This is a genomic window from Devosia sp. LjRoot16 (genome assembly GCF_964252795.1).
Taxonomy (GTDB): Bacteria; Pseudomonadota; Alphaproteobacteria; order Rhizobiales; family Devosiaceae; genus Devosia_A.
This window is the reverse complement of record NZ_CAXUPH020000001.1, coordinates 1,453,456-1,471,880: the sequence shown is the minus strand read 5'-3', so window position 1 is coordinate 1,471,880 and position 18,425 is coordinate 1,453,456. Positions and strand designations below refer to the sequence as shown.

General features: G+C 65.7%; 20 protein-coding genes. 8 read left to right on the top strand and 12 right to left on the bottom strand.

Features of this window, described 5'->3' with window-relative positions:
* The first annotated feature begins 7 nt into the window (after positions 1 to 7).
* Positions 8 to 577 carry a nucleoside 2-deoxyribosyltransferase gene (locus ACSQ23_RS06830; protein ID WP_055874418.1) on the top strand — a complete coding sequence of 190 codons (570 nt, stop codon included), beginning with the start codon at positions 8 to 10 and terminating at the stop codon, positions 575 to 577.
* 168 nt (positions 578 to 745) lie between these two features.
* Here ACSQ23_RS06830 and fabB read toward each other — a convergent pair whose 3' ends face one another.
* Positions 746 to 1,969: a beta-ketoacyl-ACP synthase I gene (gene fabB / locus ACSQ23_RS06825; RefSeq protein WP_055874414.1), complete on the bottom strand. Its 1,224-nt coding sequence runs from the start codon at positions 1,967 to 1,969 to the stop codon at positions 746 to 748.
* A gap of 104 nt (positions 1,970 to 2,073) precedes the next feature.
* Positions 2,074 to 2,577, bottom strand: a complete 504-nt coding sequence (gene fabA, locus ACSQ23_RS06820; RefSeq protein ID WP_055874410.1) for a 3-hydroxyacyl-[acyl-carrier-protein] dehydratase FabA — start codon at positions 2,575 to 2,577, stop codon at positions 2,074 to 2,076.
* Positions 2,578 to 2,766: 189 nt separating this feature from the next.
* Between fabA and irrA the strand changes: the two genes are divergently transcribed.
* Positions 2,767 to 3,213, top strand: coding sequence for an iron response transcriptional regulator IrrA (gene irrA / locus ACSQ23_RS06815; protein WP_082527844.1), 447 nt, complete (start codon positions 2,767 to 2,769; stop codon positions 3,211 to 3,213).
* Between the two features lie 166 nt (positions 3,214 to 3,379).
* Here irrA and ACSQ23_RS06810 read toward each other — a convergent pair whose 3' ends face one another.
* The gene (locus ACSQ23_RS06810) at positions 3,380 to 3,952 is read right to left on the bottom strand and encodes an SH3 domain-containing protein (protein ID WP_082527922.1); all 573 of its coding nucleotides are present in this window, start codon (positions 3,950 to 3,952) and stop codon (positions 3,380 to 3,382) included.
* Between the two features lie 154 nt (positions 3,953 to 4,106).
* On the opposite strand from ACSQ23_RS06810, the gene ACSQ23_RS06805 reads away from it, so the two are divergent.
* Entirely contained in the window at positions 4,107 to 5,060 is a 954-nt protein-coding gene (locus tag ACSQ23_RS06805; RefSeq protein WP_082527921.1) for a 2-hydroxyacid dehydrogenase, read from the top strand.
* A gap of 429 nt (positions 5,061 to 5,489) precedes the next feature.
* Here ACSQ23_RS06805 and ACSQ23_RS06800 read toward each other — a convergent pair whose 3' ends face one another.
* Entirely contained in the window at positions 5,490 to 6,728 is a 1,239-nt protein-coding gene (locus tag ACSQ23_RS06800) for an RNA polymerase sigma factor (protein ID WP_055874399.1), read from the bottom strand.
* 252 nt (positions 6,729 to 6,980) lie between these two features.
* On the opposite strand from ACSQ23_RS06800, the gene ACSQ23_RS06795 reads away from it, so the two are divergent.
* The 3 genes from ACSQ23_RS06795 to ACSQ23_RS06785 all read left to right on the top strand — a co-directional run bounded on the left by ACSQ23_RS06795 (position 6,981) and on the right by ACSQ23_RS06785 (position 9,570).
* Positions 6,981 to 8,567 carry an NAD(P)/FAD-dependent oxidoreductase gene (locus ACSQ23_RS06795; protein WP_436090142.1) on the top strand — a complete coding sequence of 529 codons (1,587 nt, stop codon included), beginning with the start codon at positions 6,981 to 6,983 and terminating at the stop codon, positions 8,565 to 8,567.
* 25 nt (positions 8,568 to 8,592) lie between these two features.
* Entirely contained in the window at positions 8,593 to 8,985 is a 393-nt protein-coding gene (locus ACSQ23_RS06790) for a c-type cytochrome (RefSeq protein WP_436090141.1), read from the top strand.
* A gap of 84 nt (positions 8,986 to 9,069) precedes the next feature.
* Positions 9,070 to 9,570, top strand: coding sequence for a RidA family protein (locus ACSQ23_RS06785; RefSeq protein WP_055874390.1), 501 nt, complete (start codon positions 9,070 to 9,072; stop codon positions 9,568 to 9,570).
* A gap of 29 nt (positions 9,571 to 9,599) precedes the next feature.
* Here the strand turns inward: ACSQ23_RS06785 and ACSQ23_RS06780 are convergent, their stop codons facing one another.
* Entirely contained in the window at positions 9,600 to 9,974 is a 375-nt protein-coding gene (locus ACSQ23_RS06780; protein WP_055874387.1) for a YciI family protein, read from the bottom strand.
* A gap of 202 nt (positions 9,975 to 10,176) precedes the next feature.
* On the opposite strand from ACSQ23_RS06780, the gene ACSQ23_RS06775 reads away from it, so the two are divergent.
* Positions 10,177 to 11,988, top strand: a complete 1,812-nt coding sequence (locus tag ACSQ23_RS06775; protein ID WP_082527843.1) for a GGDEF domain-containing protein — start codon at positions 10,177 to 10,179, stop codon at positions 11,986 to 11,988.
* A gap of 174 nt (positions 11,989 to 12,162) precedes the next feature.
* Here the strand turns inward: ACSQ23_RS06775 and ACSQ23_RS06770 are convergent, their stop codons facing one another.
* Together ACSQ23_RS06770 and ACSQ23_RS06765 are read right to left on the bottom strand one after the other, a co-directional pair.
* On the bottom strand, positions 12,163 to 12,447 hold the full coding sequence (locus ACSQ23_RS06770; RefSeq protein ID WP_436090140.1) for a hypothetical protein: 285 nt from the start codon (positions 12,445 to 12,447) through the stop codon (positions 12,163 to 12,165).
* Positions 12,448 to 12,483: 36 nt separating this feature from the next.
* Positions 12,484 to 13,548 (bottom strand): LacI family DNA-binding transcriptional regulator, encoded by a 1,065-nt coding sequence (locus ACSQ23_RS06765; RefSeq protein WP_436090139.1) that lies wholly within the window; start codon positions 13,546 to 13,548, stop codon positions 12,484 to 12,486.
* Between the two features lie 213 nt (positions 13,549 to 13,761).
* Here ACSQ23_RS06765 and ACSQ23_RS06760 point away from each other — a divergent pair, with 213 nt between their 5' ends.
* Positions 13,762 to 14,019, top strand: coding sequence for a hypothetical protein (locus ACSQ23_RS06760; RefSeq protein ID WP_436090138.1), 258 nt, complete (start codon positions 13,762 to 13,764; stop codon positions 14,017 to 14,019).
* 4 nt (positions 14,020 to 14,023) lie between these two features.
* Here the strand turns inward: ACSQ23_RS06760 and ACSQ23_RS06755 are convergent, their stop codons facing one another.
* From ACSQ23_RS06755 to ACSQ23_RS06735, 5 genes are all read right to left on the bottom strand, one after another.
* Positions 14,024 to 14,452 carry a YciI family protein gene (locus ACSQ23_RS06755; protein ID WP_055874371.1) on the bottom strand — a complete coding sequence of 143 codons (429 nt, stop codon included), beginning with the start codon at positions 14,450 to 14,452 and terminating at the stop codon, positions 14,024 to 14,026.
* Between the two features lie 98 nt (positions 14,453 to 14,550).
* Entirely contained in the window at positions 14,551 to 14,751 is a 201-nt protein-coding gene (locus ACSQ23_RS06750; RefSeq protein WP_055874368.1) for a hypothetical protein, read from the bottom strand.
* Between the two features lie 101 nt (positions 14,752 to 14,852).
* Positions 14,853 to 15,524 carry a response regulator transcription factor gene (locus ACSQ23_RS06745; protein WP_436090137.1) on the bottom strand — a complete coding sequence of 224 codons (672 nt, stop codon included), beginning with the start codon at positions 15,522 to 15,524 and terminating at the stop codon, positions 14,853 to 14,855.
* Positions 15,521 to 16,954: a sensor histidine kinase gene (locus ACSQ23_RS06740; RefSeq protein ID WP_436090136.1), complete on the bottom strand. Its 1,434-nt coding sequence runs from the start codon at positions 16,952 to 16,954 to the stop codon at positions 15,521 to 15,523. Before ACSQ23_RS06740 ends, ACSQ23_RS06745 begins: the two co-directional genes overlap by 4 nt.
* Positions 16,955 to 17,246: 292 nt before the next feature.
* On the bottom strand, positions 17,247 to 18,236 hold the full coding sequence (locus ACSQ23_RS06735; RefSeq protein WP_436090135.1) for a potassium channel beta subunit family protein: 990 nt from the start codon (positions 18,234 to 18,236) through the stop codon (positions 17,247 to 17,249).
* Positions 18,237 to 18,425: the final 189 nt, after the last annotated feature.

Here is an 18,425-nt window from a genome sequence, read left to right as displayed (position 1 = left end):
AGCCATCATGCCCAAATCCGTCTATCTCGCCGGCCCGGAAGTCTTTCTGCCCAATGCCCGCGAAATCCTCGACCTGAAGATTGCGCTGACCCGCGAGGCGGGTCTCGTGCCGGTGTCGCCCGGCGACCTCGAGTTCCCGCCGACCAACAGCAAATGGGAGCTCGGGCTGGCGATCAGCGCCATCGATGAAAAGCTGATGCACTCGGCCGATGCGATCATCGCCAACCTGACGCCGTTCCGCGGCATCGCCGCGGACACCGGCACCTGTTTCGAGCTCGGCTTCATGTGCGCCCAGGGCAAGCCCGCATTCGCCTATACCAACGTCAAGGCCGACCACGGCGCCCGCACCCGCGACCACTTCAATGGCGAGTGGTACGCCGATGCCGAGGGCAAGCCGCGCGGCCCCGATCATATCCTGATCGAGGATCTCGGCTTCATCGACAACCTGATGCTGCATGGCGGCGTAGTGAACCGCGGCGGCGCCGTGGTGGTGGGTGACGCGGCGGTCGGGCAGGAACTGACCGATATGACGGCGTTCAAGCGCGTGCTGGCGCTGGCGGTGGAGATGCTGGGGTAACGTCAGCTACATCCAGCTCGCTGCGCACCCCTCCCCAACCCTCCCCGTCGAGGGGAGGGTGTCTGCCGGTGCTTGTGGCACGATCGAAGACCAGTACTGGATCGGCACCTCCCCCTGGACGGGGGAGGTTGGGAGGGGGTGTGAGGCGGGCACGAAGCCCCCGCGGGATCAGGCGTCCGGATGCTGGAACACCAGCGTAGCGTTCGTCCCGCCGAAGCCAAAGCTGTTGCTGAGCGCGATGCCGATATCGACGTTGTCGCGGCGCTGCCTCAGGATCGGCATGTCCGAGAACACCGGGTCCAGTTCCTCGATATTGGCGCTTTCGCACAGGAACTTCTCGCGCATCATCAGGATGCAGTAGATCGATTCCTGCACGCCCGTGGCGCCGAGCGAGTGGCCGGTGAGCGATTTGGTGGCCGAGATCGGCGGGCAGCTCTCGCCATTGCCGAACACCGTGCGGATCGCTTCCATTTCCTTCAGATCGCCAACCGGCGTCGAGGTGGCGTGCGGGTTGATGTAGTCGACCTTGCCCTTCACCGTCGACAGCGCCTGCCGCATGCAGCGGATGGCGCCTTCGCCCGAGGGGGCAACCATGTCGTAGCCATCCGAGGTCGCGCCATAGCCGACCAGTTCGGCGAGGATGGTGGCGCCGCGCGCCTTGGCGTGTTCGTACTCTTCGAGCACCAGGACGCCGGCGCCGCCGGCGATGACGAAGCCGTCGCGCTTTGCATCATAGGCGCGCGAGGCCTTCTCGGGCGTCGCGTTGAAATCGGTGGACATGGCGCCCATGGCGTCGAACAGGTTGCTGAGCGACCAGTCGAGATCCTCGTGGCCGCCGGCGAACACGATGTCCTGCTTGCCCCACTGGATCTGTTCGTAGCCGGCGCCGATGCAGTGCTTCGAGGTCGCGCAGGCCGAGGTGATCGAGTAGTTGACGCCCTGGATCCCGAACGGCGTCGCCAGCGTCGCCGAAGCGGTCGAGCTCATCGCCTTGGGTACGGCCAGCGGCCCGATGCGCTTGGGGCCGCGTTCGCGGGTGATGTCGGCCGCTTCGATCAGCGTGGGGGTGGAGGGGCCGCCCGAGCCCATGATGATGCCGGTGCGCGGGTTCTTGATGTCTTTTTCTTCGAGCCCGGAATTGGCGATCGCCTCTTGCATGGCGATGTAATTCCACGCCGCGCCCTTGCCCATGAAGCGGGTCGTGCGACGGTCGAGCACTGCGAACGGATCGAGCTTGGGCGCGCCATGCACCTGGCAGCGGAAGTTGTACTTGGCGTAGTCCTCGGCGAAGACAATGCCGGACTTGGCCTCCTTGAGGCTCACGATCACTTCATCGAGATTGTTTCCGATAGAGGAGACGATCCCCATGCCGGTGACGACAACGCGCCTCATATTGCCTCCTCTATGGCCGCGGCTCAGGTCCGGCGGCGGGCGTCGCGCTTCCAGGAAAAGTTGTGCGACTTTTCCGCTTCGAAAGCGCGCAAATCAAGAAACCATTAGGTGAACAGGCCTACGCGCAGGCCGGACATCTCGTAGATGATCTGGCCGTCGGCCTTCACCCAGCCGTCGGCGATGCCGAGCACGAGCTTGGACTTCATCACCCGCTTCAGGTCGATGCCATACTCGACGATTTTGACGTCATTAGTGATCTGGCCGGAAAATTTCACCTCGCCGCAGCCGAGTGCCCGACCCTTGCCGGGCGAGCCGTCCCAGCACAGGTAAAACCCCAGCATCTGCCAGACGGCGTCGACGCCGAGGCACCCGGGCATCACCGGGTCACCGATGAAGTGGCACTGGAAGAACCACAGGCTGGGGTCCACGTCGAGTTCGGCGCGCACCAGGCCCTTGCCATACGCGCCACCTTCGCGGCTGATCTCGGTGATGCGGTTGAACATCAGCATCGGCGGGGCGGGCAGCTGGGCATAGCCCTTGCCAAACAGCTCCCCCGTTCCGCTGCGGATCAGGTCGTCATACCCGTAGGCGTTCTTCCGATCCGTCATCGGCCGGCTTTCTCCGTCGGTCAGTTGAGACCGTTACTAGAGAGCGGGGGGCGGGGGGTCAAGCGCGCCCAAGGAAGTGCGCGCCGCGACCCACCGTCGCGAGCGCCGGCCGCGACCGACCGCCGCTTGTGCAGAAGAGGCGCGAAAGTTATAAGCTGCAAGCTGATACGCCTCGTTGCCAAGGACCAGATGACCGACCGCAGCCTCACCGCAAGGACCGTTCCGTCTCGCCGACCGTGCTTGACGGCAGTGTTGCGCATGGCGGGCCTGCGGCCGACACGTCAGCGTGTGGCCCTCGCCGAACTGCTGTTCGCCGGCGCGCATCGGCATGTCAGCGCCGAGCAGCTGCATGCCGAAGCCGCCTCGGCACGGGTCAACGTCTCGCTCGCCACCATCTACAACAGCCTGCACCAGTTCCGCGAAGCGGGCCTGCTGCGCGAAGTGGCGGTGGATGCGTCGCGCTCCTACTTCGACACCGACACCTCGGACCATCACCATTTCTACCTCGAGGACGAGCAGCGGGTGATCGATATTCCGGCCTCGTCCATCGTCATCCAGAACCTGCCCGAGCCGCCCCGCGGCATGGACATCACGCATGTCGACGTGGTGGTGCGGGTCCGGAAGGTTCGGAGCTAGGGTTTCCTGTAGCTGGGCTGGTGCGGGCTGACCCCCACCCCTGTCCCCTCCCGCAAGGGGGAGGGAGACGCTCACCGATATCGAGACTGTCGTCTCCCTCCCCCTTGCGGGGAGGGATTAAGGGTGGGGGGGCAGCCCGCACCGGATCGTGTGAAGGCACCGCCCCTCAGTCGAAGGCTTCGTCCTTGTAGACGCCCCACAGGTCGCCCTGGTGTACCCAGCCGTCAAAGCTCTGCGGGCTGCCGTTGACCGGATGCGCGGTGGCGATCACCTTGCACCACTTGCCGTCGCATTCCTTGATGTCGACGCGGAAGCTCGGGGTCAGCCAGGCGCGCACGCCGGCCTGGTCATTGGGGTCGCGGCGCAGCGCCACCGGCTCGGCGGCGGCGGGGGCGACGAGGCCGGCGCGTTTGCCCTGCAAGAGGTTCTGGTGCAGCCAGCCTTCGGAACCGTCGGCATCGCGGATTTTGCGCCAGGTGTCGAACTCCTGGATGATCTCGACCGGCGTGCCGGCTTTCACATAGACCCAGGCGACGCCGTATTTGGTGCCCGGTCCGACCCGCACGTTGATCGGGTTGGAGCGGGTGGTGACGAAGCGCGGCAGCGGCAAGCCGCTCGGCCCTTCGGCGGCCGTCGCCAGCGCCGGCATAACGGGGCCGGCCGCGGTGATCGCGGTGAGGAGTGCGGCGCGCAGAATCGTCTTGATCTGCCGCCCGTGGGAGCGCCTCGTGAGGAGCATGGAGCTGACTTTGCCGAACATGACTTTGCAGGGGTGTGCTTTTTTTCTACACTTATGCAAAAGACCTTAATGGTCGCTGAAAGCGCTTCATTTGACCCTCAGCCGACCCAAGATTTTCGTGACGCGACGCCTGCCCGAACAGATCGAGGCGCGCATGGCGACGCTGTTCGAGGTGACCTCGAAACCGGTCGATGGCGTGTTGAGCGCCGATGCCATTATCGAAGGCGTTCAGGGCAAGGATGTGCTGGTCTCTTCGATCAACGATCCGATCGATGCGGCGCTGATCGCCCGGCTGCCACCGGAGCTGAAGCTGATCGCCCAGTTCGGCAACGGTTTCGACAATATCGACATCGAAGCGGCCTATGCCGCGGGCCTGACCGTCACCAACACCCCGTCGGTGTTGACCGAGGATACCGCCGACATGGCGGTGATGCTGATGCTGGCGTTGCCGCGCCGGCTGGTCGAAGGCGCCCAGGTGCTGCCCGCCACCGGCGAGTGGCCCGGCTGGTCGCCGACCTGGATGCTGGGGCGGCGGCTGCGCGGCAAGGCGCTCGGCATTGTCGGCATGGGGCGGATCGGCACCGCCGTCGCCAACCGGGCCCGCAGCTTCGGCCTCAACATCCACTATTTCTCCCGCCACCGCCGGCCGCCACAGGTCGAGGAAGCGCTGGGCGCCACCTATTGGGCTGAGCTCGACGAGATGGTCGGCGAGGTCGATATCGTCTCCCTGCACACCCCGCTCAGCCGCTCGACCCACCACATCCTCAGCGCCGAACGGCTGAGGCGGATGCGGCAGGATGCCTTCGTCGTCAACGTGTCGCGGCCCGAACTGGTCGACGAGGCGGCGCTGATCGCCGAGATCGAGAGCGGGCACCTCTCGGGCGCCGCGCTCGACGTGTTCGAGAGCCGCAACGGCATCGATCCGCGGCTGCTGCAGCTGGCGCGCGACAACCGCGTCGTGCTCACCGCCCACATGGCCTCGGCCACGCTCGAAGCGCGGCTCGAGATGGGCGAGACGGTGATCGTCAACATCCGCGCCTTCATCGACGGCGCCCAGCCCCCGCACCGCGTGCTGCCGGAAGGGCGGGGCAAGCTGGCGCGCGGGTGATGGTCGAAAGCGCTTCCCTATGTGAAGGGGCGGCTATGTCGGAGCGATAGTTCCGTACGGGAAGAGCACCCCCACCCTGTCCCTCCCCCGCAAGGGGGGAGGAGACCAAAACACTGGCGTCAGCGAGAGCGTCTCCCTCCCCCTTGCGGGCAGGGCAATCGCATATGACTTTGCCGGTAGAATCCGGTTCTGTTTCGGAGCGAACGTCGCCCAGGGCGGTCCTCTGGTCTCTGAATCGGAACAAGAACCAAACAGAATCGAAAGCGGAACAGCGGATACGGTCGCAATCCACTCTTCGGCCATTGGAGAACGAAGTTCTCCGCCCAAAACCCATATGCGATTGCCCTGCCCTTGCGGGGAGGGGACAGGGGTGGGGGTGCTCTTTCCGCACCGGCCCGTCAGCTGCTTGCCGCGATGCGCGGTTGCCCCTCAAGGCGCAGGGGAGCCCAGCGCCCGCAGCCGCCCCTCCAGAAACCGCTGCTCCGCCGCCTGGTGCGTCAGTTCCAGTGCGGCCACATACGCTGCCCGGGCCTCCTCCGTCCGGCCCAACCGGCGCAGCAGGTCGGCGCGGGCGGCGTGCAGGTAGCGGAACTCGGTGAGTGCGCCAGCCTGGCGTATGGTCTCGATTTCGCTCAACCCCGCTTCCGGCCCGTCCCGCATGGCGATGGCGACGGCGCGGTTGAGCATGACGATCGGCGAGGCATCGGCGCGCAGCAGCAGGTCGTAGAGTTTTACGATCTCGCCCCAGTTGGTGGCGTCGGGCGAGGCGGCGATGGCGTGCTGGGCGGCGATGGCGGCCTCGATGCCGTAGGCGGTGAGCTCGGGGCGCGCCATCAGCCGGTTGACCAGGGCAATGCCCTCGGCGATCTCGGCCCGGTCCCAGAGCCGCCGGTCCTGGTCGGCGATCAGCACCAGGTCGCCGGCCGCATCGGTGCGGGCGTCGCGCCGCGAGTGCTGCAGGAGCATCAGCGCCAGCAACCCCTCGACCTCGGCGTCCGGGTTGGGCAGCAGCGCAATCAGCAGCCGCCCGAGCCGGATCGCCTCGGCGCAGAGGTCGGCCCGCAGCAGGTTGTCGCCATGGCTGGCGGCGTAGCCTTCGTTGAAGATCAGGTAGACGGTGCGGAGCACCGCATCGAGCCGCTCGGCCAGATCCTGCGGCTCGGGCACCTCATAGGGCAGCTCGAGCTCACGGATGCGGTTCTTGGCCCTGACGATGCGCTGGGCGATGGCGGTGGGCTTGGCGAGGAAGGCGGCGGCGATCTCCTCGGTCATGAGCCCGCAGGTCTCGCGCAGCGTCATGGCGATGCGCGCGTCGGCGGGCACCTGCGGGTGGCAACAGACGAAGATCAGCCGCAGCTGGTCATCGGCGATGGATTCGGCTTCGGGCGGCATCTGCGCCTCCTCTTCGAGCGCCAGTTCGGCGGCGACCACATCGAACCGGGCCTTGCGGCGCAGCCGGTCGATCGCCTTGAAGCGGCCGGCCGAAACCAGCCAGGCGCGCGGGTTGGCCGGCATGCCGTCGCGCGGCCATTGCTCGGCGGCAGCGAGGAAGGCGTCGTTGAGCGCTTCCTCGGCGCGGTCGAAATCCCTGAGCAGCCGGATCAGCGTCGCCAGCACCCGGCGCGATTCGGTGCGCCATACCGCCTCGATGTCGATTGGCCGGGTCATGAGGTACGCACCCACACGCTGACTAGACGAAAGTCTGATGCAGCTGCGCCGCCAGCCGGCATCGGCTTTAGCGTGGCTAAAACCCTTGGCAACCCGGGCCTTTCAGCAAATTCGTGCCAAAGCTTAGGCGATCTATAGATTGAATTGTCGCGAGTAATCACGTTGCCAGCCTCATGTGCTCAAGCTTAGCCTCGAAGTGACGGCCTGACCGAATGGGAAGCGGAAGGAAACGTCGTCCTTCGGAGGAATATCATGACTGAATTCAAGTCTGGAATGAGCCGGCGCGACCTGCTGGCGATGATCGGTACTGTGGCCGGCAGTGTCGCGATGTACAACGCCATGACGACGCTCGGCTTCGCCCAGGCCTCGACCTATGACGGCCCGGTGAAGCTGGAAGGCGACCCCAAGGGCGCTTCGGTGCTGATCCTGGGCGCCGGTCTTGCCGGCATGACCGCGGCGCTCGAGCTGCGTGCCGTCGGCTACAAGGTTCAGGTGCTGGAGTATCGCGAGAAGGCCGGCGGCCGCTGCTGGACGCTGCGCGGCGGCGACAAATATGTCGAGCTGGGTGGCTTCGAGCAGGAGGTGAAGTTCGCCGAAGGCAACTACATCAACCCGGGCCCGTGGCGCATCCCGCACCACCACTATGGCGTGCTCGACTATTGCAAGCGCTTCGGCGTCAAGCTCGAGCCCTTCATCCAGACCAATTTCAACGCCTACCTGCACCGCACCGACGCCTTCGGGGGCAAGCCCGTCCGCTTCCGCGAGGCGTTGACCGACTATCGCGGTCATGTCTCGGAACTGCTCGCCAAGGTGGTCAACCAGAACGCCCTCGACGAAACGGTCAGCGCCGATGATGCCAAGCTCCTCTTGGAGTCGCTGAAGACCTGGGGCGTGCTCGACGAGAACTATGCCTACGTGAAGAGCAACGACACCTCGGAGTTCCGCGGCTGGGCCAAGGAGCCGGGCGGCGGCGTCGATGGCGCGCCGGTGCCGTCCGAGCCGATGACGCTTTCCGACGTGCTGCAGTCGCGCGTCTGGCAGCACCTCGTCGACGGCGACAGCATCGAGCACCAGTCGACCATCTTCCAGCCGGTCGGCGGCATGGACATGATCGCCAAGGGGTTCGAGAAGGAAGTCGGCGATCTCATCACCTACAACGCCAAGGTCACCAAGATCGACCAGTCGGATACCGGCGTGACGGTGACCTATGTCGACAGCCAGAGCGGCGAGGGCGCTGAGACGGCGAGCGCCGACTACTGCATCTGCACCATCCCGTTCTCCGTCCTCGGCCAGATCGAGCACAACCTGTCGGGCGAGATGACCGCGGTCATCGACTCGATGTCCTATGCCGGTTCGGTGAAGTTCGGCCTCGAGTTCAAGCGCCGCTTCTGGGAGCAGGACGAGCGCATCTATGGCGGTATCACCTACACCAACCTGCCGATCTCGCTGATCTCCTACCCCTCCACCAACTATTTCAGCGATGGTCCGGGCGTGCTGCTGGGCGGCTATTCGTGGGGCGCCACGGCCTACCAGTTCAACGCCATGTCGCCCGAGGATCGGGTGAAGAAGGCCGTCGAATATGGGGCGCAGATCCATCCGCAATACACCGAGGAGTTCTCCAACGGCGTGGCCGTCACCTGGCACCGGGTGCCGTGGGTGCTGGGCTGCTTCGGCATCTGGGCCGACAAAGAGAACCAGTATGCCACCGCCGCGGCAATGGATGGCCGCACCCTGATGGCGGGCGAGCACATCTCCTACCTGCCGGCCTGGCAGGAAGGCGCCATCCTCTCCGCCATCGATGCGATCAAGCGCCTGCATGCGCATGTGACCGCCGCCTGACCGCCGTTTCAGAAAGGACTTTGACATGACAAAGCTCACGATTGCCGCGGCGGCGGCCCTCGCCCTGTTCTTGACGGCACCGGCCATGGCGCAGGACGCGGCCATGTTCGCCTCGCCCAGCAAGCTGACCCAGACCGGCGGCGAGAACATCTACAAGGCTATCTGCGCCGGCTGCCACATGCCTGAGGGGCAGGGCGCGGTGGGCGCCGGCAAGTACCCGGCGCTCGCCAATAACGCCAACCTCGAATCTGCCGGCTACCCGATCTACCTGATCATCCACGGCCAGAAGGCGATGCCGGCGCTCGGCTCCGTGCTTGACGACCAGCAGATCGCCGACGTCGTCGCCTATATCCGCACCAGTTTCGGCAATGACTTCGCCGAGCCGGTGACGGTCGAGGAAGTGTCCGACGCGCGCTAAGCGCGCGGTGACCCCGCCGTCCGGGCTCTGTCCGGACGGTGCGTCCCTTTGGGACCTGTATCTCCATCTATTGGGAAGACCAGCATGACCAGACTCCTCAGCACCAAGACATTTGCCCTGGCCCTCGGCCTCGCCATCCTCGTAGCCGGCCCGGTGCTGGCGGAGGATGTGATCCGCCACACCAACCCCAACTCCAATTTCCCGATCGCCCGCGCCGTCGAAATTCCGGCTGGCAAGACCACCATCTATCTGAGCGGCGCCGTTCCGAGCGTCGTTGACGAGAGCGCCGATCGGGCCACCCCTGCCGCCTATGGCGACATGGAGACCCAGACCACCAGCGTCCTGCAATCGATCGAGAAGACCCTGGCCGATCTCGGTCTCGGGCTCGGCGATGTGGTCAAGATGCAGGCCTATCTCGTGGCTCCGGACGGCAAGCTCGATTTCGAGGGTTTCATGAAGGGCTACACCAAGTTCTTCGGCACCGAGGCGCAGCCCAACCTGCCGGCCCGCTCGGTGATGACCGTCGCCGGCCTTGTCAGCCCTGGCTGGCTGGTCGAGATCGAAGTCACTGCCGTCCGGCCGTAACGCCGATTCGAACTGCAGGGCGCGGCTGCTCATCTGGCCGCGTCCTGGTGTTTCGGCACCTGGTAGATCGGTCGTACCTCGATGGTGCCGTGCTGGGCCAGCGGAATGCCGCCGGCAATGCGGATCGCGTCGTTGAGGTCACGCGCCTCGATCAGGATGAAGCCACCCAGCTGCTCCTTGGTCTCGAGGAACGGGCCGTCGGTCACCGAGATCCTGCCGTCCCGCACCCGCACCAGCACTGCACTCTCGGGCGCCTGCAGCGCCTGCGCCCGGATCAGGTTGCCGCTGGCTTCGAGCTCGCGGTCATAGCCGGTCGAGGCGATGTCGAGCTCGCGCTTTTCCGTTTCACTCATCCGGCGGAACACTTCCTTGTCGTCGAAATGGACGAGGCAGATGTAGAGCATGGTGGTTCTCCGCTTGCGATGGTGCGCTGGCTTGGGGTCGTGAGCTAATCGAACGCCGCCGCCGGGTTTCGACATGGGTTCATGCGAATCGAGCCAGATTCCCGCGGGACTGTCGAACGGGTGGGGCGCGGACGCATTTTTAGCGATTTGCTTGCCTCCGTCTTCACCACACCGTTTCATCGCCCGCTAAGCGCTTCTCCCGATGGCCGAACGCAGCAATGCCGATCTTTGGCATTATGCCCCCAATCGAGGAGCCTGGGGGCTTTCCAATCCGATGTTCGCCGGCCTCACCGCTGTGACTGAGCCCAAGCCGCTGCCGGTGCGGGCTCGTTCGCGCCTGCTGTCGCTCGCCACCGTTGCGCTGGTGGTCACGCTGGTGGTGACGGCGATCGCCGGGTTCATGCATGTCGGTGGCCAGCAGCGCGCCATGACCGAGCTCAGGGGCGAGGCCGACCAGTTGCGCGCCATGTCCCAGGCCGTGGCCGACGCCGATGCCGACATCATGCACTTCCTCACCGGGGAAGCGGGTGCGCTGCGCACCTACCTGTCCCAGGTCGAGCGCTTGAGCAGCGCCGATGCTGCGATCTTCGATGTGGTAAGCCCGATCGCGGCCTCGCCATCGGCCGAACCACAGCGCCTGCGCGAACTTGTCGCCGGGCTGGTCAACAACTGGAACGAAGCGATCGACCTCGCGACTTCCGGCAACCGGCAAGCCGGGCTCGACCTGCTGGCGAGCCGCCGTACCGGCGAGACCGTAACGGCCATCGGTGCTGGCGTCGGCCGGGTGCTCGGCGATACTGACCTCAGGGTACGCACGCACGATGTCCGTATCCAGGCCGGTACCATGCTGGTGCTGGTGATGCAGCTGGGAGCGGGCCTGCTCGCCATCCTCGGCCTGCTCTATGCTTTCCGGTCTTCGGCCACCGAGGCCGATGGCCGCGCCGCGGCGGTGGAGGCGGCCGACAGGGCGCGCCAGCAGGTGGGGCGGTTGTTCGAGATGGCGGACGTGCTGCAGAGCGCTTCGGACCATGCCGACGCCAATGCCGTGCTGAAGGCGACGGCGATGGAGCTGGTGCCCGGCTTCTCGGGGGCGCTCTATGTGTTCAACAATTCCCGCGACCGGTTGGTGCTCTCGACCACCTGGGGGCGTTCGGAGAACGACGCGCTGCCCGAAACCATCAACCCCACCGCCTGCTGGGCGGTGAAGCGCGGCAAGCCGCACCTCAACCGCGCCGATTCCGCCAAGCTGTGCTGCAGCCACCATGTCGGCAACGAGACCTCGCTCGAAATCCCGATGATCGCGCGGGGCGAAATCGTCGGGCTGCTGCAGCTGTTCGCTTCCGGCGTCAGCGCCGAGCAGCGGCTGGAACACATCACCGCGCTGGGTTCGGCCCTGGCCGATGGCATGAGTCTGGCGCTCGCCAACATGGCATTGCGCGAAAAGCTCCGGAACCAGGCGCTGCGTGACCCGCTGACCGGGCTCTACAACCGCCGCTACATGGAAGACTGCCTGCAGCGCTTCGTCCGGCTGGCCGAGCGCGAGAACCGTGAGATTTCGCTGATCATGGTCGATCTCGATCACTTCAAGCGGCTCAATGACGAGCATGGCCACAGCTTTGGCGACCAGGTGCTGCGCGATGCCGCGCTGACGCTGACCGGCTCGCTGCGCGAGACCGATATCGTTTGCCGTTTCGGCGGCGAGGAACTGGTGGTGATCCTGCCCGATTGCCCGCTGGAGCGGGCCGCCGACAAGGCGGAACTGCTGCGGCTCAGGATCGAGGAGCTGAGCAACACGCACGGCACCGATATCTCGGCCTCGTTCGGCGTTGCCTCGGTGCCGCACACCTCGCAGAGCGTCACCGACCTGCTGCAGGCCGCCGACCAGGCGCTCTACAAGGCCAAGCAGAGTGGACGCAACCAGGTCGCCAAAGCGCCGCTGCGCCCGTACCGGCCGGACCGCATGGGCGACGAGTTGGCCGCGCTGGAGGAATTTTCGCGGGCGGCGGCGGAGTAGCTCGGGCTCGTGCCGCTACCGCTGGTGGCTGTGGACCCCCACCCTTAATCCCTGCCCGCAAGGGGGAGGGAGACGCAGACTGCGAGGCCAGTGTTTTGGTCACCCTCCCCCTTGCAGGGAGGGGACAGGGGTGGGGGGCAGCCCGCACCCGGCGGCGAGTAGTGTCTCCACGCCCTAAGGCAAATAGCTCGGCTTGGTCCGCATCAGCTCGGTTTGCAGTTGCTGCTGCAGCATTTTCTGCTGCTGCAGGTCGCGCTGCAGTTTCGACAGCGTTGCATCAATCTCGCTCCGGATGGCGCGATCCTGGGCCGATTGCGCCAGCTCGTTCTGCAGGCACAGCGTGCGCTGCAAGTCGTTGCCCTGGTACCCGTCCTTGGCGACGTCGGGCACCGGAGGGCAATAGGCTAGCGCCCCCGAGCTGAGGGCAATAACCGCGACGGTGGCGAGCAAAATCCGCATAGCCGGAATCTGGGCATTCACGTCCCCCGGATCAAGTCACGATCGCGCGCTTGGGCCTGCGGTACTGTTTCGCACCAGCAGCTCGAGCGGCAGGCTTTCGCGGTGCACCCCGCCATCGTGCTCGAGGATGGTCTTGACCGCCCGGCGGCCGATTTCGGCGATCGGCTGCACCACGGTGGTGAGCGGCGGGTTGACGGTGGCGGCTTCCGGCACGCCGTCGAAACCGACGATCGAGATGTCGTCGGGGACGCTGAGGCCGCGTTCGGCGATGATCTCGAGCGCGAACATGGCGACACGATCGGACATCGCCAGAATGGCGGTGGGGCGCTCGCCGGCCGTGAGGATGTAGTCGAGCCCGCGCCTGACGCTCTCGGCGGTGCTGCGGGTTTCGTAGATCGGGATGGTCTCGCGGTCGATGCCGTAGAGCGCCAGCTCCTCGAAGTAGCCATAGGCGCGGTCGCGCGAGGTGGAGTAGGTGGCGGCGGCGATTGCGGCGCTGCCGACCGGCCCCTCATGCGCGTCGTCGAGCTCGAGCCCGAGAATGCCGAAGCGGCGGTGGCCGAGCTGCGCCAGATGCCGGGCGGCCATCTGCGCCCCGGCATAGTCGTCGACGCCGATGGCCGAGATAGTGTCGTCGGGCTTGCCGAGCGCCAGCGCCACGAAGGGCAGCTGCCGCTCGCGCGTCAGCTCCACCAGCTTTTCGCCATTCTCGATGCAGAGCAGCACGAATCCGTCGACCAGCGCGCTCTGGATATTCCAGGCCAGCCGCTCGCTGTTGCGGGCCGACACCAGCGCCAGGCCGGCGCCGCGCGCATCGCAGGCCTCCGAGATGCCTTGCATCAGTACGCGGGCAAACGGATCTTCGAAGAAGTAGGAAAGCGGCTCCGCGGTGGCGACGCCGATGGCGTTGGATTTGCCGGCGCGCAGCAGCCGGCCGCGCGGATCGGGTCCGGCATAGCCGAGGTCGCGGGCCGTCTGGTGCACCCGCTCGCGCACCTCCGGTCGCACCAGGTCCGGCCGGCTGAACACGTTCGACGCCGTGCCCTGCGACACCCCCGCCGCCTTTGCCACATCGCTCAAGCGCACCAGATCGCGTGCCATCCGAACCTTTCCAGTTTTTGCGGCTCGTCTGCCGCCCCGAGGACAATCGTCTCGATTGCCTGAGGGCATCCTAGCCAACTCCTAGTCATATAGCACGCTTTTGTATCGGTTCAAATTCCGCTTGACTCTCTGGCATCGAAGCGTATGTTTGAACCGATTCAAGCGATCATGCGTTGATCAATTGAATCGGTTCAAGTCGAAAGGAGACTTGTGATGATCCCCGCCAGCTATCTCTACAAGAACGCCTACAAGCAGCACTGGGGCGAAGATTTCGCCCGCCGGACCGGCGAAGCGGCATGGGAGGCGCATCCGGACGCCGGTCTGTGGGAAAAGCCGTCGCTCTGGCGCGCGATAGGCGGCTTCGTCGGCCGCCTGTTCGCCTCGAGCCGCGCGGCAGCCGCGGATGAAACTGAAGCTTCGGGGCGTCATTGCCCCGAAGCCACCGATCGCCGTCTGGGCCTGTCGCGGTGACGCTCTAGCGCTGCTCCGGCCACTGGCCGCTGTCACGCAGCGCCTTCTCGCGATCCAGCGCTTCGGCCGAGACCTCGTCATAGGCATAGGCGAAGTCTTCGACCTCGGAGACGCGGCGGACTTCCACTTCTTCGCCTTCGTTCCACATCGGAATCTTCTTCACCCAGCCGATCGCCTCGTCGAGCGAGTCTGCTTTGATGATCCAGAAGCCGCCGATCAGCTCCTTGGCCTCGGTGAACGGGCCGTCCTTCACCACCAGCTTGCCGCCCTGCATCGCCACCTTGGCGCCGGTCTTGGACGGCTGCAGGCCCTCGCCGCCCAGCAGCACCCCGGCCTCGATCATTTCCTGGTTGAGCTTGCCCATCGCCGCCAGCATTTCCGAGCTTGGCGGCGGCGCCGGTTCGGTGGTCTTGACGATGATCATGTAGCGCATGGCGGGTCTCCTCGTTTGGTGGCCTTTCGAGCAGAGCTTGGCCCAAAACAAAAGGCCCGGTCAAACCGGGCCTTCTCCTCGACGGTGGCAAAATCGGGTCAGGCGACAGCGGGAACCACCATGCCATCCTGCAGCGCCATCAGGCGCTGTTCCATCCGCTCGGCGACGGCGCCTTCGTAGCGGCCGTTGCGGAAGCCGGTGATGATGCTGACGATCTCGCGGCGACGGGCTTCGTAATGCGCCAGCGGCTCATCATAGAAGCGCTCGACCTTGATGGCGGGCCAGATCTCGTCGGACATCGGAGGTTCCTCGTCACTTCGAAAAGCAGCGAGCAGGCTAAGCTAGCCAAATTAGACAGGGTTGAGCGCTTGGTTAGAATTTGGAGAGAGCCGGTCGGGGGTTAGCTCGGCATCATGTAGCCGACGCCGCGCACCGTCTGGATCAGCGACGGGGTGCCCTCGGTATCGATCTTGGCCCTGAGATAGCGGACATAGACGTCGACGATCTTGGTGCCCGGATCGTAGCCATATTCCCAGACGCTGTTCAGCAGCCGCTGCCGGCTCACTACCTTGTCCGGGTTGCTCATCAGATAGCGCAGTAGGTCGAACTCGCGCACCGTCAGGCTGATCGGCTCGCCGTCGCGGCTGACCCGGCGCGACTGCGGATCGAGCGTCAGCGGCCCGATGGCGAGCTGGCTCTCATGATCGATCTCGCTGCGGCGGCGGCGCAAGGCCACGAGGCGCGCCAGCAATTCGTCGAAGGCGAAGGGCTTGGTCAAATAGTCGTCGGCCCCGCCCTTCAGCCCTTCGATCTTGTCGGCGAGGCTATCCTTGGCTGTGAGCATCAAGATCATCGCCGGACGCCGCTCTTCACGCAGCAGCCGGGTAATCTCCAGTCCGTCGACATAGGGGAGCATGCGATCGAGGATGATCAGCTCGAAATCGTCCTGCCGCGCCCGCTCCAGCCCGTCGCGGCCATCGTTCTCGACGCTGACCTGATAGCCCTCGGCCGCCAGCCCGCGCTCGAGGAACGAGGCGATGCGCCGATCGTCTTCGACCACCAGGACCTTCATCGTGCCCCTCCTTTCGCCAGCGGCAATTCGAGCGTGAGCACCGCGCCGCCATCAGCGCCATTGTCGAGCCGGATGCTGCCGCCGTGTCGCTCGACGATATCCTTGGCGATGGCGAGGCCGATCCCCAGCCCCTGGGTCTCGAGGTCGCCCTCGCCGTGTCCGCGATAGAACCGCTCGAACACCCGCGGCCGGTCCTCGTCACTGACGCCGGGCCCCTGGTCGGCGATTGCAACCGTTGCCGTCGCAGCACCGCGGCTGCTGCTGATGGTGATGCGGCTGCCGGGCGGCGAGTGCTTGACTGCATTGTCGAGCCCGATCATCAGCGCCTGCTTCAGCCGGCGGAAATCCGCATCGACATGTGCGCCGTTGTCACTGAGCTCAGTGGTGACGCTGACCTCGCGCGGTTCGGCCAATACCTGCGCCTCTTCGACGGCCGCGCCGACGATCTCGTCGAGCCGGATATCGGTGGGCAGGTGCTGCTGGCTTTCGGCATCGGTGCGGGCGAAGGCGATGAGATCGTCGAGCAGCCCCGACATATCGACCGACTGGCCGCGGATGCGCTCGAGCGACTGGCGGAGGTCATTGATGTCAGGCTGGCCGCGCAGCGCCACGTCGGCCTCGCCGCGCAGCACCGTGAGCGGGGTGCGCAGCTCATGGCTGACATCGGCAAGAAACTGCGTGCGCCTGACATCGACGGCACGCAGCCGCGCATTGGCGTCGCGCAGCTCGCTGGTCCGCGTCTCGATCTCAGCCTCGAGCCGCTCGCCCGAGCGACGCACCGCGCGGTAGAGCAGCACGCCCAGGAGACTCAGCACCGCCAGTGACAGCAGCGCCAGGATCCCGGCGACGACGAGGATGGTGCCCTGTGTCTGCTGCACCTGCTTCAACTCGGCTGCCACCTCGTTGCGCTCCTCGGCCAGCGCCCGATCGATCAGCGGCTGCAGCTCGTTGGCGAGGCGGAAGGCGACGTCGCGACCATAGAGCTGGGTGGCCTCGTCCGCCTTGCCGTCGCGCGCCGCTGCCAGCGCCCGCGTCGCCGAGGCATCGATCGCGTGGTAAAGCTCGATCATCCGCCTGACGTCCTCGAGCTGCTCGAGCTCGGGTACCACTTCGGCGATGCCGCCCAGCGTCGTCAGCTCGTCGCGAGTGGCGCGGCTGAGGCGGGCGAAGGTGCGCTCCATGTCGATGCGGGCGGTCTGTACCGCGGGCATCTCGCCGCGCCCCAGCAACAGCACGCTCGCCACCTGCCTGGCATAGGCGTTGGCGCGGCCATCGAGTTCGGCAATCACCTCGAAGCGCCGGTGCACCGCATCGATCCGCTGCACGAAATGATCGGCGAGCCACAGCCCATAGGCCATCACCCCGGTCATCGCGACGATCGACACGAGGCTTGCCAGCGCCAGTCCCACAATGCGCCAGCGCACCGTCACCCGATCATGCCTCCAATAGCAGTGCGCTATGTCTAGTGTGCGGGGGGCGCTGATGAAAGGGCGCGGCCGCAATGCTGCGCATTGGTCGCGGGCGCTCTATCGACTGTGCCCCCGCAATCTCCCCACACTCGGTGTCATCCCAGCGAAAGCTGGGACCCATTTCTCAGCCCGTGCCAGCCGATAGTTGGGTCCCAGCTTTCGCTGGGATGACAGCCGGTGGTTTGGGAGACGCAGTGCGTGGAGCCCATTCACATAGAGAAGAGGGCGGAGCCTTGGCCCCGCCCGTCAGATCTCAGAACCGACGCGGTGCTTCCGGCGCGTTGCCCATGATCGCTTCGATCCTGGCCAGCACGTCCGGCGTCATCTTCGACTTCGAGTCGAGCGCCTTCAGGTTGTCCTTGAGCTGGCTGAGTTTCGAGGCGCCGAGGATCACCGTCGAGACGTTCGGGTTGGCGTTGCACCAGAGCAGCGCCAGGTGGTGGATGGGCAGGCCCACCTCGTCGGCGAGCTTGGCCAGCTGTTTCACCTTCGCCAGTTCGTCGCGGCCCTTGTCGCTGTCGAGCCGCGCCTTCAGCCACTCGTAGCCGGGCAGGTTCATGCGGCTGTCGGCGGGGATGCCGTCATTATACTTGCCGGTCAAAATGCCCGAGGCGAGCGGCGACCAGATCGTCGTCCCGAGCCCGAACAGGCTGTAGAGCGGCAGGAACTCGGCTTCGACCTTCTCGCGGCGGAACAGGTTGTATTCCGGCTGTTCCATCGTCGGCGGCGTCAGATGTTCCTGGCGGGCCACGGCGTAGGCTTCGGTCAGCTGCTGCGCCGACCATTCCGAGGTGCCCCAGTACAGCACTTTGCCCTGGGTGATGAGGTTGTGCATCGCCCGCACCGTCTCCTCGATCGGCGTATCGATATCCGGGCGGTGGCAGAAATAGAGGTCGAGATAGTCGACCTGCAGGCGCTTCAGCGCGGCATGGGCGGCGTCGGTGACGTGCTTGGCCGAAAGCCCTTTCTGCGTCGGCTTCGCGCCGCCCCAGAACACTTTCGACGACACCGCATAGCTGTCGCGGCTCCAGTTCAGCGCTTTCAGCGCCTCGCCCATGACGACCTCGGCATTGCCCTGCTCGTAGCCTTCGGCATTATCGAAAAAGTTGATGCCGTTGTCGTAGGCGTAACCCATGATCGAAGCGGCGGCGTCTTCGCCGACCTGCTTGCCGAAGGTCACCCAGGCGCCAAAAGAAAATTCACTGACCCGCAGGCCAGCCTTGCCGAGGCGGCGGTATTCCATGTGTCGATGTCCGTGGTTGGGGAGTCGGGGAAGGAGGCCGGCAAACTATCGTCGGTTGCCGATGGATACAACCGGGGCATGACGGTTTATTGATAATCGGCGTCGCGCCACAACCAACCCCTGCCGTTCCCGGTGGGTGGGGCACGACCCCAACTTAGCGCGTATGCGCGAAGGCGGGGACCCAGTGCG

What these genes read in the sequence shown, in the direction of transcription:
- ACSQ23_RS06830 (WP_055874418.1), top strand. Translation starts at nt 8, where the DNA reads ATGCCCAAATCCGTCTATCTCGCCGGCCCGGAAGTCTTTCTGCCCAAT.
- fabB (WP_055874414.1), bottom strand. Translation starts at nt 1,969, where the DNA reads ATGAGGCGCGTTGTCGTCACCGGCATGGGGATCGTCTCCTCTATCGGA.
- fabA (WP_055874410.1), bottom strand. Translation starts at nt 2,577, where the DNA reads ATGACGGATCGGAAGAACGCCTACGGGTATGACGACCTGATCCGCAGC.
- irrA (WP_082527844.1), top strand. Translation starts at nt 2,767, where the DNA reads ATGACCGACCGCAGCCTCACCGCAAGGACCGTTCCGTCTCGCCGACCG.
- ACSQ23_RS06810 (WP_082527922.1), bottom strand. Translation starts at nt 3,952, where the DNA reads ATGCTCCTCACGAGGCGCTCCCACGGGCGGCAGATCAAGACGATTCTG.
- ACSQ23_RS06805 (WP_082527921.1), top strand. Translation starts at nt 4,107, where the DNA reads ATGGCGACGCTGTTCGAGGTGACCTCGAAACCGGTCGATGGCGTGTTG.
- ACSQ23_RS06800 (WP_055874399.1), bottom strand. Translation starts at nt 6,728, where the DNA reads ATGACCCGGCCAATCGACATCGAGGCGGTATGGCGCACCGAATCGCGC.
- ACSQ23_RS06795 (WP_436090142.1), top strand. Translation starts at nt 6,981, where the DNA reads ATGACTGAATTCAAGTCTGGAATGAGCCGGCGCGACCTGCTGGCGATG.
- ACSQ23_RS06790 (WP_436090141.1), top strand. Translation starts at nt 8,593, where the DNA reads ATGACAAAGCTCACGATTGCCGCGGCGGCGGCCCTCGCCCTGTTCTTG.
- ACSQ23_RS06785 (WP_055874390.1), top strand. Translation starts at nt 9,070, where the DNA reads ATGACCAGACTCCTCAGCACCAAGACATTTGCCCTGGCCCTCGGCCTC.
- ACSQ23_RS06780 (WP_055874387.1), bottom strand. Translation starts at nt 9,974, where the DNA reads ATGCTCTACATCTGCCTCGTCCATTTCGACGACAAGGAAGTGTTCCGC.
- ACSQ23_RS06775 (WP_082527843.1), top strand. Translation starts at nt 10,177, where the DNA reads ATGGCCGAACGCAGCAATGCCGATCTTTGGCATTATGCCCCCAATCGA.
- ACSQ23_RS06770 (WP_436090140.1), bottom strand. Translation starts at nt 12,447, where the DNA reads ATGCGGATTTTGCTCGCCACCGTCGCGGTTATTGCCCTCAGCTCGGGG.
- ACSQ23_RS06765 (WP_436090139.1), bottom strand. Translation starts at nt 13,548, where the DNA reads ATGGCACGCGATCTGGTGCGCTTGAGCGATGTGGCAAAGGCGGCGGGG.
- ACSQ23_RS06760 (WP_436090138.1), top strand. Translation starts at nt 13,762, where the DNA reads ATGATCCCCGCCAGCTATCTCTACAAGAACGCCTACAAGCAGCACTGG.
- ACSQ23_RS06755 (WP_055874371.1), bottom strand. Translation starts at nt 14,452, where the DNA reads ATGCGCTACATGATCATCGTCAAGACCACCGAACCGGCGCCGCCGCCA.
- ACSQ23_RS06750 (WP_055874368.1), bottom strand. Translation starts at nt 14,751, where the DNA reads ATGTCCGACGAGATCTGGCCCGCCATCAAGGTCGAGCGCTTCTATGAT.
- ACSQ23_RS06745 (WP_436090137.1), bottom strand. Translation starts at nt 15,524, where the DNA reads ATGAAGGTCCTGGTGGTCGAAGACGATCGGCGCATCGCCTCGTTCCTC.
- ACSQ23_RS06735 (WP_436090135.1), bottom strand. Translation starts at nt 18,236, where the DNA reads ATGGAATACCGCCGCCTCGGCAAGGCTGGCCTGCGGGTCAGTGAATTT.